The following is a 13,012-nucleotide window of genomic DNA, read 5'->3' on the forward strand; positions in this document are numbered from 1 at the left end:
ACGGTCCCCGGGGAGTGGCAGGCGATACTGTGAGGGGATGCGAGGCTTCGTGGCCAAGGGCCCCAAACGTGTTGAGCGGCTCGACCAGTTCCTGGTGCGGGCTGTTTCCAGGCAGCCGCAGGGCGACCATGACGTCTTCTTCCGTCGGCTCTCCGCCGCGGCAACCAAGGGAAAGCTCTGGTTCGGAATTGCGGGCATCATGGCGACTATGCCCGGCCGACCCCGCCGCGCCGCCCTTCATGGACTTCTTGCGTTGGGCGTCGCGTCAGGCGTCACCAATGTGATTTTCAAGCGTGCCCTGCCCCGGCGGCGTCCGCTGCCGGAGCACCTGCCGTTGTTCCGCTTCGTGAACCCGCAGCCCACCAGTTCCTCCATGCCGTCCGGCCACTCAGCATCGGCAGTGGCATTTGCGACGGGGGCAGGAATAGTCTCACCTGCGATTGGTGTGGCCTTGGCGCCCATTGCGGCCGGGGTGGCTTACTCCCGCGTGCATACCGGCGCACACTGGCCTTCGGACGTCGTCTTCGGTTCCGCTCTGGGTGCCGGTGCAGCCCTCCTCACCCGCAAGTGGTGGCCTGCCCGGCCGGCGGAGCCTACTCCCCGCCGAACCCCGGCTGACGTGCCGGCAATTCACGACGGCGAAGGGCTCAGTATCGCGGTCAACGTCCTGGGTGGGTCCTACTCCCCCGAAACCGGGGAACTCCTGCGGCGTATATTCCCCAAATCTTATATACGCGAGATTTCAGAAGGTGAGGACGTCGCTGAGGAAATCAAGGCCGCAGCAACCCGGCCGGGAACCGTGGCGCTGGGTGTGTGGGGCGGTGACGGAACGGTGGGAGCGGCGGCTGCTGCCGCCGTCGAACATTCACTGCCACTGGCAGTCCTGCCGGGCGGGACCCTGAACCACTTCGCCCGCGATCTTGGTGCCGGCTCCATCGAAGATGTCCTGGATGCCTTGGGCAATGGCCAAGCTGCATCCGTTGACCTGGGGCATGTGGTGGTGGAGCGTGGTCTGCCTGACATGCCGGAGATCTCCGAACTGGCCATGCTGAATACCGCCAGCGTGGGCGTGTACCCCAACCTTGTTCGACGCCGCGAGCGGCTCCAGCCCGCCATGGGCAAGCCGCTGGCAGGGGTGGTCGCATCACTGCGGACCTTTGGCGTGAATTCACCCACCACCCTTTTGGTGAACGGGCAGCGGCACAAGCTGTGGATCCTCTACATGGGCCGAGGAAGGTTCTATCCCAGGGATCACGCCCCGCTGCGCCGCCCAGTTCTGGACGATGGCGTGTTCGACCTCCGCATGATCACAGCGGATGAGCCCTTCGCACGGGCCCGCTTGCTGTGGGCAGTCATCACGGGCACCGTATCAGCATCCAAGGTGACCCACCTGACCGAGGCCACGGAGATTACCGTGGAGGCAATCGGCCAACCGTTGGTGCTTGCCGTGGACGGCGAACCCAAGCCCGGTGTCCGAAAAGCGACCTTCTCCGTGAAGCCTCGGGTCCTCCGTGTCTATTCGCCACTGCCCGTAGTTGAGTAGGACCATCCCGGGGTCATCCGGGAGGACTACCCTGACTGAACCCTGAATCATCCCTGAGACAGGCGATTTACCAGCCCTCTCTGAGTAGCGTTGTGAGTACATTCAAAACTCATCTGCACGCTCATGTGCTCCGAGGAGGGGAACGCTTCCATGATCGAAGCAAAAGGCCTGACCAAGGTCTACGGTGACAAGACTGCCGTCGGCGGTGTCAGTTTCACTGTTCAGGCTGGACGTGTGACGGGCTTCCTGGGCCCGAACGGCGCTGGCAAGTCCACCACGATGCGCATGATCATGGGACTGGACTCGCCCACGTCCGGCGACGTGACTGTCAACGGCCTGCACTACGCGCAGCACAAAGCTCCGCTGCACCAGGTTGGGGCGCTCTTGGACGCCAAGGCTGTGCATACGAGCCGCAGCGCGTACAACCACCTGTTGGCCATGGCCGCCACCCACAGCATCCCCACCGCCCGCGTCCACGAGGTCATTGAAATGACCGGGCTCGGTGCTGTGGCGAAGAAGAAAGCCGGAGGGTTCTCCCTTGGCATGGGCCAGCGGCTGGGCATCGCCGCTGCGCTTTTGGGGGACCCGCAGACCCTGATCCTGGACGAGCCCGTCAACGGCCTCGACCCTGAAGGCGTTCTGTGGGTGCGCAACCTGGTGAAGTACCTCGCCAGCCAGGGGAAGACGGTTTTCCTTTCCTCGCACCTGATGAGTGAAATGGCGCAGACTGCAGACCACCTGATCGTGATTGGCCGGGGCCGGATCATCGCGGATGCTCCTGTGCAGGACATCATCGCGGGCGCCCAACAAGCCAAGACCCTGGTTCGTACCTCGGCTGCAAGCCAGTTGTCGGCCCTTCTCGTCGGTGATGGCGTGCGGGTGGACCAGAGCCAGACGGAAACCCTTGAGGTGGTGGGCCTGCAGCCTCGCGAGATCGCGCAAGTGGCCCTGGACAACAATGTTCTGGTCTATGAACTGACTCCGCAGGTTTCCTCGCTGGAAGATGCCTACTTCAATCTCACCAAGGACGAAGTGGAATACCAATCCCATATGTCCGGTCAGCCTGTCACTGCTGCGCAGGAAGGAAAGTAAGGACAATGAGCACCATGACTGAAAACCGCACCAATGCACCAGCCCACGCTTCGGCTGGCGTCCGCGGCGTTACTTTTGGGGGAGTAGTCAGGTCGGAGTGGATCAAGCTCCGTTCGTTGACGTCCACCGTGATCCTGCTTGCTGTCACGCTGATTGCCACGGTAGGGGTTGGCGCTCTTGCCGTTTTGATCCGCTTTACGTTTCTGGACCAGATGATCAAGCAGGCCAAGGACGCCGGCCAGCCTGTCACCGGGGAGATGCTTACCAAATCTTTCCCTCCGGGTTCCGGCTTTGACCTCTACAACCTGCCGAACGCCGGCATCCAGATCGGCACCTTGGTCCTTGGCTCTCTGGCCGTGTTGTTCATCTCTTCCGAGTACGCCACGGGCATGATCCGTTCAACCATGAACGCCGTACCCAAGCGCATCCCCGCGTTCGCGGCCAAGGCCCTGCTTCTTGTGGTCATCTCCTACGTCATCACCACCGTCGCTGCGGTGCTCACCTTCCTGATCGCCATGCCCGTTTTTCAAGGCTTGGACATCGATCTCACCTGGTCCACTGACGGCGTCATGTACAGCATCTTCACCGGTGGCCTGTATGTCGCCGGCGTCGCGCTGATCGGCCTGTCGTTGGGAACCCTTCTCCGTAACTCCGCCGGTGGCGTCACCGTCCTGGTGGCCCTGTTCTTCGTCCTGTCCATTGCTTCCGGATTCCTTTCACTGGTGCCGGGCGACTTCTGGAAGTACGTACCCCAGTACATCCCCAGTGAGGCAGGAGGCAGGTTCCTCGCCATCGGACACACAGACGGCGTCATCGATCCGTGGCAGGGCGGCTTGATCTTCCTGGGCTACGTGCTGCTCTTCCTGATTCCCGCGATGTTCGCCATCAAGAAACGGGACGTCTAAGACGCCCAGCCGTCTAGGCTCAATCCATGACTGAAGCTCCACAGGTGAAGGACGCGCCGGCCATCGTGGCCGACGCGTCCTTTGCCGAAATTGCCCAGCGCCGCAGAGGCAGGATCCGGCGCTTTTTCTTCAGGCGTCCCCGTGCCATGGATGCGGTGGTGGTGCTCTGCTACGTACTCCTGGCGTTGCCCACCATCATTTCCTCGATCGGGGAGGGCAAGTGGCTCGTCGTGGCCATACTCCTTCTGATTGCCCTCGCGTTGGTCTTCCGGCGACAGTTCCCGCTCCAGGTGGTGCTCGCCGTCGCGTTTTTGGAAGTCTCTGCCACCATCCTTAACCCGTGGGGTTCCAACGTTTCTGCGGGCCTCTGGTTCGCGCTCTACGCCGTAGCGTCCCTCCGCAAGCGCGGCCTCACTTTCTTTGTGTTCGTCGCAGCCAGCCTGCCCCTGAGCCTTCTGTACCTGTTCATGTGGACAAGCCCGGCCCAGGCGGACACGCTGCAGGAGCTCCCTGAGAATTTCCACCTCATCAACAACATCGCCACAGCGGTGACCATTATGTTGTCGAACCTCCTGGCCACGGGCATCGGCATCTCCGTTCGGCAGCGTCGCGAACATGAAGCGGAGATCGCGGAATGGGCTGCCAGGACTACACGGCTCGGCAAAGTGACCGAGCGCAACCGCATCGCCCGCGAAATGCACGACGTCGTGGCCCACTCCTTGACGGTGATGATCAGTCTCTCGGACGGTGCGGCCGTGGTGGTCAAGAAGGATCCCGAACGTGCCGGTGAGGTCCTTGGTGAACTTTCGCGTACCGGGCGGACTGCCTTGGCGGATATGCGCCGCGTGCTCGGGGTTTTGCGCGATGATTCCGGACGGCCTGCCCCGCTTACGCCGCTTGAGTCCGGCTACAACCTCGCGAAGCTTCTTGAGGGGTTCCGCACGGCTGGCCTCCCGCTCCACTATGCCCATACCGGCCCGGCCTTGCCGACCGATCCGGCCTTCGAGCTCACTGTCTACAGAATCGTGCAGGAGTCGCTGACGAACGTTTTGCGCTATGGTCGCTCGCTGAGCCGGGTGGACGTGCTGGTGACGCGCGACGGCGATGTGGTCACCATTGACGTGCTCGACGACGGCCGCGGAACCCGGGACGGCGGCAGCGAATCGATAGGCAGCCTGGGCGCGGGCCTGGGCATCGCGGGGATGAACGAACGCGCTGGAATCTATGCTGGAATTGTTACCGCCGGTCCAGGAAAAAGAGGGGGTTGGGCGGTGCACGCCGATCTCCACTGGAACGGCGAAAAGGGGGAATCATGACCGATGACATCAAAGTGCTGCTCGTAGATGACCAGCCGCTGCTCAGGATGGGCTTCCGGCTCATCCTGGAAGGCGAAGAAGACTTCCACGTTGTGGGCGAGGCATCCGACGGTGCTGAAGCCGTCCGCCAAGTCGAAGACCTGCAGCCGGATGTGGTGCTGATGGACGTGCGCATGCCCTCCATGGACGGGATCGAAGCGACCCGGCGTATCTCCGATTCCGGTTCCGACGCGCGGGTCATCATCCTCACGACGTTCGATCTGGATGAGTACGCGTTTACCGGTTTGCAGGCCGGGGCTTCTGCTTTCCTGCTTAAGGACGTTGCCCCGGCGGAGCTCGTGCACGCCGTGCGCCTGGTTGCCAGCGGTGACGCCGTCGTTGCTCCGCGGGTGACCCAACGACTCCTGGAAACGTATGTCCGCGGCGGTGCCGTGCCTGGGAACGCACCCTCCCCGCACCGGGATCCGTTGCTGGACGAACTCACCCCCCGGGAAACCGAAATCCTGACGACCATCGCCGAGGGCCTGTCGAACGCGGAGATCGCACACAAGTTCTTCCTTTCCGAGGCCACAGTGAAGACGCATGTCCGCCGGATCCTGAGCAAGCTGCAGCTTCGGGACCGCGTGCAAGTGGTGGTGTATGCCTACGAGACCGGGCTGGTTGTTCCGAGCAACCCGGACTACTGACCTTTCACAGCCCGGCCACAGTCTGACCATGTACAAGGCACAGGGGCTGCGGGTTTGATGGAAGCATGACCAAGCCCCATCCCCACCACGACAAAGGATTGGAGTTCGACCTCTCCACGTTGCTTAGCCGGCGCCGCACCCTTGGCGTCCTTCTCGGCAGCGGGGCCGCTGCCGCACTTGCGGCCTGCACGCCGGGCACGGAAGGTGGCAGCGCAACGCCGTCGGGCACCTCCAGCGCTACCGTCACCCCATCGGAAAGTACGACGGCGGCCGCCTCACCGTCGTCGCAGGCGAGCAGTACCGTTACGCGTGCGTTTGCCGAATGCGGGGTGGAGATCCCGGAGGAAACGCTGGGCCCCTATCCGGGCGACGGATCGAACGGGCCCAACGTGCTGGAGGCTTCGGGGGTTGTCCGGCGCGACATCAGGTCCAGCTTCGGAACGTCCAGTACCAAGGCGGCGGGTGTACCCCTGACTGTCACTTTGACGCTGCTGGACAATGCGAACGGGTGCTCTCCGCTGGCGGGCGCCGCAGTGTACGTCTGGCACTGCGACCAGAACGGCAAATATTCGCTCTATGATTCCGGACTGGAAAACGAGAACTACCTCCGGGGTGTGCAGGAGGCGGATGCCAACGGACAGCTGACGTTCAGCACCATCTTCCCGGGCGCGTATATGGGCCGCTGGCCGCATATTCACTTCGAGGTATTTGAATCCATGAGCAACGCCAGCGCCGCAGGCCAGGTACTTGCTGTCTCGCAGATCGCACTGACGGAGAGCGCCTGCAAAGCCGTGTATGCGACTGCCGGCTATGAGAACAGCGCCCGCAGTTTCCCGAAAACCACACTGACCTCTGACAACGTCTTCGGTGACGACGGAGGCATATACCAGCTGGCGACTATTTCAGGCTCAGTGCAGGGCGGATACACGGCGGCCCTGAACGTCACCGTTTAATGGGCGGCGGCCGGAACTAGTAGACCACCTGGACGGCGAAAGCGTCTTCGTCTTCCTGAAGGCTTAACGCGGCGGCTGCGGCAGCTGCACGGGGAATCTGGTCAAAGGCGGGGACCTGAACCACCGAGCCTGGAACCTCGTCGATGGACACCACGATTTTCCCGTCGGCGGCTTCCTGGATCCGTGCCGTCAGCTGCACCTGGTTCTTTTCCCGTTGACGCAGGGTCGTGGGCCTGCAGAGTGAGTAGAAGGGCGTGGCCCTGTAGCGGGCCCCTTTGGGAAGGTCGCACTGGATAATGCTGGACTCTTCGAGGATCCCGAGGTTAACGATGAGGGTATCCCTGCAGACGTCGACCTCAGCCAGGATGTCCTTCAACTTGCTGGCTCCGTTGCGGGCCAGATAGCTGATGATCTGGGCGTGAAGGCGTGTGCGTCGGTCGCGGACAGCTGCAGACGGGCCCGTCGATTGAGGTTCGGGTTCCGCTGGCGGGCCGCTTTGTGGCATGGTGCTGGCTTTCATGTCTCAGGCCCTGATTGGGGCGCTTTGTGGGGCGGTGACTGATTCCAGGGTGTGTTCCACGCCCTGGAGGTGCAGCATCATGGCCAAAGTTGCTTCATCTGCTGAGCCGCGCTCAATGGCTGCAAGGATCGCCGCGTGCTCGACGCCGGATTCCTCGCGGCGGTCTATCACCTGGTTCAGGGTCTGGGACTGCTTCGCCATCGCGTCATCGATGTCCGCCTGCATGGTCGCAAACACTCCGTTGCCGCTGGCTCTGGCGATCCTGGCGTGGAATTCGGAATTCAAGGCCACCCACTGCGGGAGTTCGTCCTCAACGGCCATAGCGTCCAGAATCTCCCGCAGGCCTTGAAGATCCTCTTCGGTGCGCCGCTGTGCGGCCAGGCCCGCAGCCGGGATTTCAATATGGGGCCGCGCTTCCAGCAGCTGCCGGGCCGAGTATTTACCGAGCCGCAAGTCATTGATCACTTGGTCTGACACCACAAAGGTGCCCTTGCCGGTTTTTGTTGACGTGAGTCCAAGCGAAGCCAGCGACCGCAGGGCTTCACGGACCATCGTCCGGGACACTCCGAAGCGCTGGGCCAGCATCGATTCCGACTCCAGTTTGGTTCCGACTGGAATTTGTCCGTTTTGGATTGCCTCCCGCAACGCGGCCAGAACGCCTTCAGCCGCACCAACTCGCACCAAGGGACCCTGACCAGCTGTCCAGCTGTCCAACAGGTTGTTCATGACCTGACCATGACACGACGCCCGTCCAACGGTCAAGAGTGATCCGGAAACATGTCACGGGGAGGTTTCCTTAAGACCACCGGCTCCCCGGGGGTGGTCATGGGTTGGGCCGAAGCCCGCTCCTGCCACGGCGGATACCTCGGTCGGGGCCTGACAGCGAACCCCTCCGGCTAGACTCGGGAACATGCCTTCAAACGCTTCCGCAGCAGTTGACCATGTCCAGGATCTCGCCGCGTATGTGTCGGCCTCGCCGTCGAGTTTTCACGCAGTACACGAGGCCGCGCGTCGCCTCGAAGCTGCCGGCTTTGTGGGCCTCGATGAAGCGCAAGCTTGGAAAGGCGGTTCCGGCAGCTACTACGTGATCCGCGACGGCGCCCTCATTGCCTGGGTGACGCCGGAAAACGCCGGTCCGACCACGGCTTTCAACATCCTTGGCGCGCACACAGACTCGCCGTCGTTCAAATTGAAGCCGAAGCCCACCACAGGCAAATTCGGCTGGCTCCAGGCAGGGGTGGAGGTTTACGGTGGGCCTCTCCTGAATTCATGGCTGGACCGTGAACTGCAGCTCGCCGGCCGTTTGGTGATGCGGGACGGAACCCAGTACCTCACATCCACCGGGCCCCTCCTGCGCTTTCCCCAGTTGGCTATTCACTTGGATCGTGCGGTCAACGACGGCCTCACCCTTTCCAAGCAGCAGCATATGAACCCGATTTTTGGCTTGGGCGACCCGGCCGGGGAAGACCTGCTCGGCCTCCTCGCCTCGCGCGTCCAGGGCGCCTCCGTGGATGCTTCAGAAATAGGCGGGTACGACGTCGTGGTGGCAGATACGCAGGCACCGGCGGTTTTCGGGGCCAACAGTGAGTTCTTCGCTTCGGGTCGCTTGGACAACCTTTCGTCGACGCACGCTGGGTTGGCGGCATTGCTGGGGCATGCCGCCTCCGCCCCTGCCGACGGTCCCATTGCCGTTCTTGCCGCCTTTGATCACGAGGAGATCGGCTCGAACTCGCGTTCCGGCGCCTGCGGGCCGATCCTGGAGGACATCCTGACCCGGATTTCCGACGGCCACGGCGCTTCGGTGAGCCAACGGCGGCAGGCCCTCTCGGCGTCGTTCTGTGTTTCCGCGGACGCCGGCCACGCGGTCCACCCGAATTACGCGGAGCGGCACGATCCCGCCAACCGTCCGCTGCTCAACGGCGGACCCTTGTTGAAGATCAATGCAAACCAGCGCTACGCCACGGACGCCACGGGGGCCGCATTCTGGGCTCGCCTGTGTGATGACTCGGGAGTCGCTTACCAAGAGTTCGTGTCCAACAATGACATCCCGTGCGGTTCAACCATCGGGCCGCTGACCGCGACGCGGCTGGGCATTCGGACCGTTGACGTGGGCATCCCGCTGCTGTCCATGCACTCAGCGCGGGAGCTGTGCGGCGTGCAGGACCCGTACTCCTTGGCGCGGGTGGTGGAGCGGTTCTTCGCTACCGCTCTGTGAGCTGAGACACGGCCATAAGCCTCAAGGGGTCGTTTCAGGCTCGTTTCGATTGTGCTCCCTGGTAAACATCTGATGCTTAAAATCATACTTTTTGTGCATTGCGCCGTTTTGCTGTGGCTCAAAATGTAAGTTTGCACAGGATGCTGACGATGGGTGCTGGCTAGTGTGGGAAAGCCAACTGGCCCACCGCACATCCATTGGGGGCCTTTCCAAGAACACTAAGGACGGCGACGTTCGATGCACGCTGACCAACAGCTTTCAAAATCCCTGAAGCCGCGCCACCTCTCCATGATCGCGATTGCCGGCGTCATTGGAGCCGGGTTGTTCGTTGGCTCCGGCGCGGCCATCCAGCAGGCAGGCCCCGGTATCCTGCTCGCCTACCTGGCCGCAGGACTGGTTGTCATCCTTGTCATGCGCATGCTGGGGGAGATGGCTGCTGCCAACCCGGAAACGGGATCCTTTTCCACATACGCCGATAAGGCCCTTGGCCGCTGGGCGGGGTTCAGTATTGGCTGGCTTTATGCCTGGTTTTGGATCATCGTCCTCGGTATTGAGGCAACGGCGGGAGCCGCCATCATGCACCGCTGGGTTCCCGGCGTCGATCAGTGGATCTGGGCGCTGGTTCTCATGGTGCTCCTGACTCTGACCAACCTCGGATCCGTGAAGTCCTACGGCGAGTTCGAATTCTGGTTTGCCTCCATCAAGGTCGCCGCGATCGTCATCTTCCTGCTCGCGGGTATTGCAGCCATTCTGGGGCTGATGCCGGGTGTGTCGGCACCTGGCGTCGCGAACCTCCTGGACCAGGGCGGCTTCATGCCCAACGGCCCCGGTGCCGTGCTCGCGGGCATTCTGGTGGTGGTCTTCTCCTTCTTCGGGGCTGAAATCGCCACCATCGCCGCGGGCGAATCCGAGAATCCGGTAGATGCCGTCAAGAAGGCTGTGAAGTCCACTGTGTGGCGCATCCTGATCTTCTACATCGGATCCATCGCCATCGTGGTGACCCTCCTGCCGTGGAACGACGCATCGGTTGCCAAGAGCCCGTACGTCGCGGTCATCGAGCTTTACGGAATTCCGGGTGCCGGAACCATCATGGACATCGTGGTGCTTACCTCGGTGCTTTCGTGCCTCAACTCAGGGCTCTACACCGCAAGCCGCATGCTTTTCTCCCTCTCCCAGCGCGGTGATGCTCCCAGATCCTGGATGAAAATTTCCAAGCGTGGAGTTCCGGCCGCAGCAGTGCTTGCTTCCACCGTGGTGGGGTTCATTACGGTCGGTTTGAACTACATTGCCCCGGACACTGTCTTCCTGTTCCTCGTGAACACCTCCGGTGCCATAGCCCTGTTCGTGTGGCTTGTCATCGCGACTTCCCAGCTCATCCTTCGCAAGAGCATGGGTGCAGCCGCCAAGGACATGGAGCTCAAAATGTGGTTCTTCCCGTACCTCACCTGGATTGCCATTGGCGCGATCGTGGCTCTCATTATCGGCATGGTCATCATTGAATCCACGCGCGAGTCGCTTTTCCTGTCGCTTGCCCTGGCCGCTGTTGTGGTAGCCATCGGAGTGTTCCGGTACCGCAGAAATGGCGGCAGCCCCGCTGTGGCGACCAGCGCGGAAGCCGAGCGCGAGGAGATCGGTTCCGGACCGGCGTCGTAAGAGTCCTTCTACTGCGGGGCAGCTGCCGTCAACGTCCGGCGGCGGCTGTCCCGTTGTGCATTCCGGGCCGCCTGGGAATTGGGGCTTCCTGGTTACTGGGCCAGCCCAATCACCAGGTTGATCGTGACTGCCAGAACGACTGTGCCAAACAGGTATGAGAGCAGACTGTGCTTCAGTGCTTCGGCGCGGATCCGGTGATTTTCCAGGTTGGTGTCGGATACCTGGTAGGTCATTCCCAGACTGGTGGCCAAGTAGGCGAAGTCCGTGTACTGGGGACGTCTTTCCTGGTTGAAGCTGATGCCGCCTACTTCTCCTCCTGCGTCTTTTGCAGGGCTGTAGTAGAGCTCGGCGTAGCGCAGCGTGAAAAGCGTTTGCACCAGCATCCAGGACAGTGCCACGCACACCAGCGCCAGCGCTCCCGAAGACAGCCGGGACCCGTTGTCTTCAGTGTGGGAGTTGACGATCACCGCCGCCGCAGCGGCAATACTGGCCAGGTTCGCGATGAGAATCAGGAGGTCGGTGACCCCGCGCGAGGGGTCCTCGGAGGTGGCATGCTGCTCTGTTTCGGCGGGATCCATTCGGGCGATCACCAGCCAGACCCACGCCACGTAAATCAACGCCGCAGTCGCCCAGCCCACCGCGGGGGCATCCACCCAGCTCCCCGTCATACCGGTGTAGAGGAATGTCGCGGTGCCGGCCACCAGCATGGCGACAAAGCGCAGCCTGCTGCGCCGGACCCTGGTGTTCTCCACAGCCTTAGTCATTGGGGGTCCGGGGCGAGGCTGCCTTGTCGGTCAGTTTCGATGCCTGCAGGATGCCATCCCGCACCCCGGCACGAACCACGAAGTACAGGGTGTAGAGGGCAATCGCGGCGAAAACAATGGTCAGGACCAGGTTGTTCAACGGGGTGGCGTCCATCCAGCCACTCTAACGGGGTGCCTTCCTTTGGACAGGAATCTGCGAATCGGCCCTGTTCGTGTTACTGTCTTTGTCGCTGTCAAGGAGAAAACGAAAGCGCTTCTCCTGATCACCTTGCGCGGGTGGCGGAATGGCAGACGCGCTAGCTTGAGGTGCTAGTCCTCGAAAGGGGGTGGGGGTTCAAGTCCCCCTCCGCGCACACAGGAAAGCCCTGGAAGGTCGTTGATCTTCCAGGGCTTTCGTCGTTTTGTGTGACGCCCGTCGGCGTGGGACGCCCGCCCGAACCGACCTCCGGCCTCACGCACCTGGCCGCGGCGCGAACATGATGACGCCGACGCCCAAAATGCAGATCGCTGCTCCAATGACATCCCAGCGGTCCGGCCGGAAGCCGTCCATCAGCATTCCCCAGGCCAGCGATCCGGCGATGAAGACCCCGCCGTACGCAGCCAGGACCCGTCCGAAGTGTGCCTCCGGCTGGAAGGCGGCGAAGAAGCCGTAGATTCCCAAGGCCACCACGCCAAGTCCGGCCCACCACCACGCCTTGCCTTCGCGGACGGCCTGCCAGATCAGCCAGGCCCCGCCGATCTCGGCGGTTGCGGCCAGGACGAAGAGGACGATGGACTTCACGATGGTCATGGCTCCAGTATTCCCTGCCGCGACGCCTGCCTGCGGGGGTTATCCACATAGGGCAAGTAGCCCGTTTCCGCCGTGGATCCGCTCGAATAGCTTTGAGTGCAGGAGATGCACTAAGATGTTGAAGTCTGTGTTACGCCCTCCTTCCGAATCTTCGGCGGGGAGCGGTGCACAGCATCGCAAATGAACCTCCTGTTACGGAAATACCGTAACCGCTTAGCCCAAAGGAGGTGGGTTCACATATGCGTCCTTACGAATTGATGGTAATCATCGACCCCGAGGTCGAAGAGCGTACCGTAGAGTCGTCGCTTCAGAAGTTCCTTAATGTCATCACCACCGATGGTGGAACCATCGAGAAGGTTGACATCTGGGGCCGTCGTCGCCTGGCATACGACATCAAGAAGAAGTCCGAAGGTATCTACGCCGTGGTGAACTTCACCGCTGAGCCGGCTACCGCCAAGGAACTTGACCGCCAGCTGTCTCTGAACGAGACGATCATGCGCACCAAGATCATCCGCCCCGAAGACCAGAAGGTTGTTGCTGAGTAATCAGCCCCTTTCAGATCTTTACCCCGCAGG

15 protein-coding genes and 1 tRNA gene are annotated in these 13,012 nt (G+C 62.1%); 11 read left to right on the top strand and 5 right to left on the bottom strand.

The features are described from left to right. The first annotated feature begins 37 nt into the window (after positions 1–37). The 6 genes from ACFVSI_RS04060 to ACFVSI_RS04085 all read left to right on the top strand — a co-directional run bounded on the left by ACFVSI_RS04060 (position 38) and on the right by ACFVSI_RS04085 (position 6,495). Positions 38–1,543: a bifunctional phosphatase PAP2/diacylglycerol kinase family protein gene (locus tag ACFVSI_RS04060; RefSeq protein ID WP_387820006.1), complete on the top strand. Its 1,506-nt coding sequence runs from the start codon at positions 38–40 to the stop codon at positions 1,541–1,543. 150 nt (positions 1,544–1,693) lie between these two features. Continuing rightward, positions 1,694–2,635 (top strand): ABC transporter ATP-binding protein, encoded by a 942-nt coding sequence (locus ACFVSI_RS04065; protein ID WP_387820008.1) that lies wholly within the window; start codon positions 1,694–1,696, stop codon positions 2,633–2,635. Between the two features lie 5 nt (positions 2,636–2,640). Beyond that, positions 2,641–3,540 (top strand): ABC transporter permease, encoded by a 900-nt coding sequence (locus ACFVSI_RS04070; RefSeq protein WP_387820010.1) that lies wholly within the window; start codon positions 2,641–2,643, stop codon positions 3,538–3,540. A gap of 26 nt (positions 3,541–3,566) precedes the next feature. Then, the gene (locus tag ACFVSI_RS04075) at positions 3,567–4,856 is read left to right on the top strand and encodes a sensor histidine kinase (RefSeq protein WP_387820011.1); all 1,290 of its coding nucleotides are present in this window, start codon (positions 3,567–3,569) and stop codon (positions 4,854–4,856) included. Next, positions 4,853–5,542, top strand: coding sequence for a response regulator (locus tag ACFVSI_RS04080; protein ID WP_387820012.1), 690 nt, complete (start codon positions 4,853–4,855; stop codon positions 5,540–5,542). The genes ACFVSI_RS04075 and ACFVSI_RS04080 overlap by 4 nt, the downstream gene beginning before the upstream one ends. Before the next feature lie 65 nt (positions 5,543–5,607). Then, positions 5,608–6,495, top strand: a complete 888-nt coding sequence (locus ACFVSI_RS04085; RefSeq protein ID WP_387820014.1) for an intradiol ring-cleavage dioxygenase — start codon at positions 5,608–5,610, stop codon at positions 6,493–6,495. Between the two features lie 16 nt (positions 6,496–6,511). Here ACFVSI_RS04085 and ACFVSI_RS04090 read toward each other — a convergent pair whose 3' ends face one another. Both ACFVSI_RS04090 and ACFVSI_RS04095 read right to left on the bottom strand, forming a co-directional pair. Further along, entirely contained in the window at positions 6,512–7,015 is a 504-nt protein-coding gene (locus tag ACFVSI_RS04090; protein WP_387820016.1) for a hypothetical protein, read from the bottom strand. A gap of 3 nt (positions 7,016–7,018) precedes the next feature. Beyond that, positions 7,019–7,741, bottom strand: coding sequence for a FadR/GntR family transcriptional regulator (locus ACFVSI_RS04095; RefSeq protein WP_387820018.1), 723 nt, complete (start codon positions 7,739–7,741; stop codon positions 7,019–7,021). Positions 7,742–7,792: 51 nt separating this feature from the next. Here ACFVSI_RS04095 and ACFVSI_RS04100 point away from each other — a divergent pair, with 51 nt between their 5' ends. From ACFVSI_RS04100 to ACFVSI_RS04110, 3 genes are all read left to right on the top strand, one after another. Further along, the gene (locus ACFVSI_RS04100; RefSeq protein ID WP_387820020.1) at positions 7,793–7,915 is read left to right on the top strand and encodes a hypothetical protein; all 123 of its coding nucleotides are present in this window, start codon (positions 7,793–7,795) and stop codon (positions 7,913–7,915) included. A gap of 10 nt (positions 7,916–7,925) precedes the next feature. Then, positions 7,926–9,230, top strand: coding sequence for a M18 family aminopeptidase (locus tag ACFVSI_RS04105; protein WP_387820022.1), 1,305 nt, complete (start codon positions 7,926–7,928; stop codon positions 9,228–9,230). A gap of 237 nt (positions 9,231–9,467) precedes the next feature. Further along, positions 9,468–10,883, top strand: coding sequence for an amino acid permease (locus ACFVSI_RS04110; protein WP_387820023.1), 1,416 nt, complete (start codon positions 9,468–9,470; stop codon positions 10,881–10,883). A 92-nt stretch (positions 10,884–10,975) separates the two neighbouring features. Here the strand turns inward: ACFVSI_RS04110 and ACFVSI_RS04115 are convergent, their stop codons facing one another. Together ACFVSI_RS04115 and ACFVSI_RS04120 are read right to left on the bottom strand one after the other, a co-directional pair. Beyond that, positions 10,976–11,647 (bottom strand): DUF1345 domain-containing protein, encoded by a 672-nt coding sequence (locus tag ACFVSI_RS04115; protein ID WP_387820025.1) that lies wholly within the window; start codon positions 11,645–11,647, stop codon positions 10,976–10,978. Further along, a complete protein-coding gene (locus tag ACFVSI_RS04120) occupies positions 11,640–11,801 on the bottom strand; it encodes a hypothetical protein (RefSeq protein WP_387820027.1) in 162 nt (53 codons plus the stop codon). Before ACFVSI_RS04120 ends, ACFVSI_RS04115 begins: the two co-directional genes overlap by 8 nt. 116 nt (positions 11,802–11,917) lie before the next feature. Here ACFVSI_RS04120 and ACFVSI_RS04125 point away from each other — a divergent pair. Continuing rightward, positions 11,918–12,000 (top strand) — tRNA-Leu (locus ACFVSI_RS04125). Between the two features lie 98 nt (positions 12,001–12,098). Here the strand turns inward: ACFVSI_RS04125 and ACFVSI_RS04130 are convergent. Beyond that, positions 12,099–12,437 carry a YnfA family protein gene (locus ACFVSI_RS04130; protein ID WP_387820028.1) on the bottom strand — a complete coding sequence of 113 codons (339 nt, stop codon included), beginning with the start codon at positions 12,435–12,437 and terminating at the stop codon, positions 12,099–12,101. 239 nt (positions 12,438–12,676) lie between these two features. Here ACFVSI_RS04130 and rpsF point away from each other — a divergent pair, with 239 nt between their 5' ends. Then, the gene (gene rpsF / locus ACFVSI_RS04135) at positions 12,677–12,982 is read left to right on the top strand and encodes a 30S ribosomal protein S6 (RefSeq protein ID WP_377546624.1); all 306 of its coding nucleotides are present in this window, start codon (positions 12,677–12,679) and stop codon (positions 12,980–12,982) included. The last annotated feature ends 30 nt before the right edge of the window (positions 12,983–13,012 follow it).

Source organism: Paenarthrobacter sp. NPDC057981 (assembly GCF_042886835.1).
GTDB lineage: Bacteria > Actinomycetota > Actinomycetes > Actinomycetales > Micrococcaceae > Arthrobacter.

Bases quoted from the DNA above. Each gene is read 5' to 3' on its own strand.
- ACFVSI_RS04060 (WP_387820006.1), top strand. From the start codon at position 38: ATGCGAGGCTTCGTGGCCAAGGGCCCCAAACGTGTTGAGCGGCTCGAC.
- ACFVSI_RS04065 (WP_387820008.1), top strand. From the start codon at position 1,694: ATGATCGAAGCAAAAGGCCTGACCAAGGTCTACGGTGACAAGACTGCC.
- ACFVSI_RS04070 (WP_387820010.1), top strand. From the start codon at position 2,641: ATGAGCACCATGACTGAAAACCGCACCAATGCACCAGCCCACGCTTCG.
- ACFVSI_RS04075 (WP_387820011.1), top strand. From the start codon at position 3,567: ATGACTGAAGCTCCACAGGTGAAGGACGCGCCGGCCATCGTGGCCGAC.
- ACFVSI_RS04080 (WP_387820012.1), top strand. From the start codon at position 4,853: ATGACCGATGACATCAAAGTGCTGCTCGTAGATGACCAGCCGCTGCTC.
- ACFVSI_RS04085 (WP_387820014.1), top strand. From the start codon at position 5,608: ATGACCAAGCCCCATCCCCACCACGACAAAGGATTGGAGTTCGACCTC.
- ACFVSI_RS04090 (WP_387820016.1), bottom strand. From the start codon at position 7,015: ATGAAAGCCAGCACCATGCCACAAAGCGGCCCGCCAGCGGAACCCGAA.
- ACFVSI_RS04095 (WP_387820018.1), bottom strand. From the start codon at position 7,741: ATGAACAACCTGTTGGACAGCTGGACAGCTGGTCAGGGTCCCTTGGTG.
- ACFVSI_RS04100 (WP_387820020.1), top strand. From the start codon at position 7,793: ATGTCACGGGGAGGTTTCCTTAAGACCACCGGCTCCCCGGGGGTGGTC.
- ACFVSI_RS04105 (WP_387820022.1), top strand. From the start codon at position 7,926: ATGCCTTCAAACGCTTCCGCAGCAGTTGACCATGTCCAGGATCTCGCC.
- ACFVSI_RS04110 (WP_387820023.1), top strand. From the start codon at position 9,468: ATGCACGCTGACCAACAGCTTTCAAAATCCCTGAAGCCGCGCCACCTC.
- ACFVSI_RS04115 (WP_387820025.1), bottom strand. From the start codon at position 11,647: ATGACTAAGGCTGTGGAGAACACCAGGGTCCGGCGCAGCAGGCTGCGC.
- ACFVSI_RS04120 (WP_387820027.1), bottom strand. From the start codon at position 11,801: ATGGACGCCACCCCGTTGAACAACCTGGTCCTGACCATTGTTTTCGCC.
- ACFVSI_RS04130 (WP_387820028.1), bottom strand. From the start codon at position 12,437: ATGACCATCGTGAAGTCCATCGTCCTCTTCGTCCTGGCCGCAACCGCC.
- rpsF (WP_377546624.1), top strand. From the start codon at position 12,677: ATGCGTCCTTACGAATTGATGGTAATCATCGACCCCGAGGTCGAAGAG.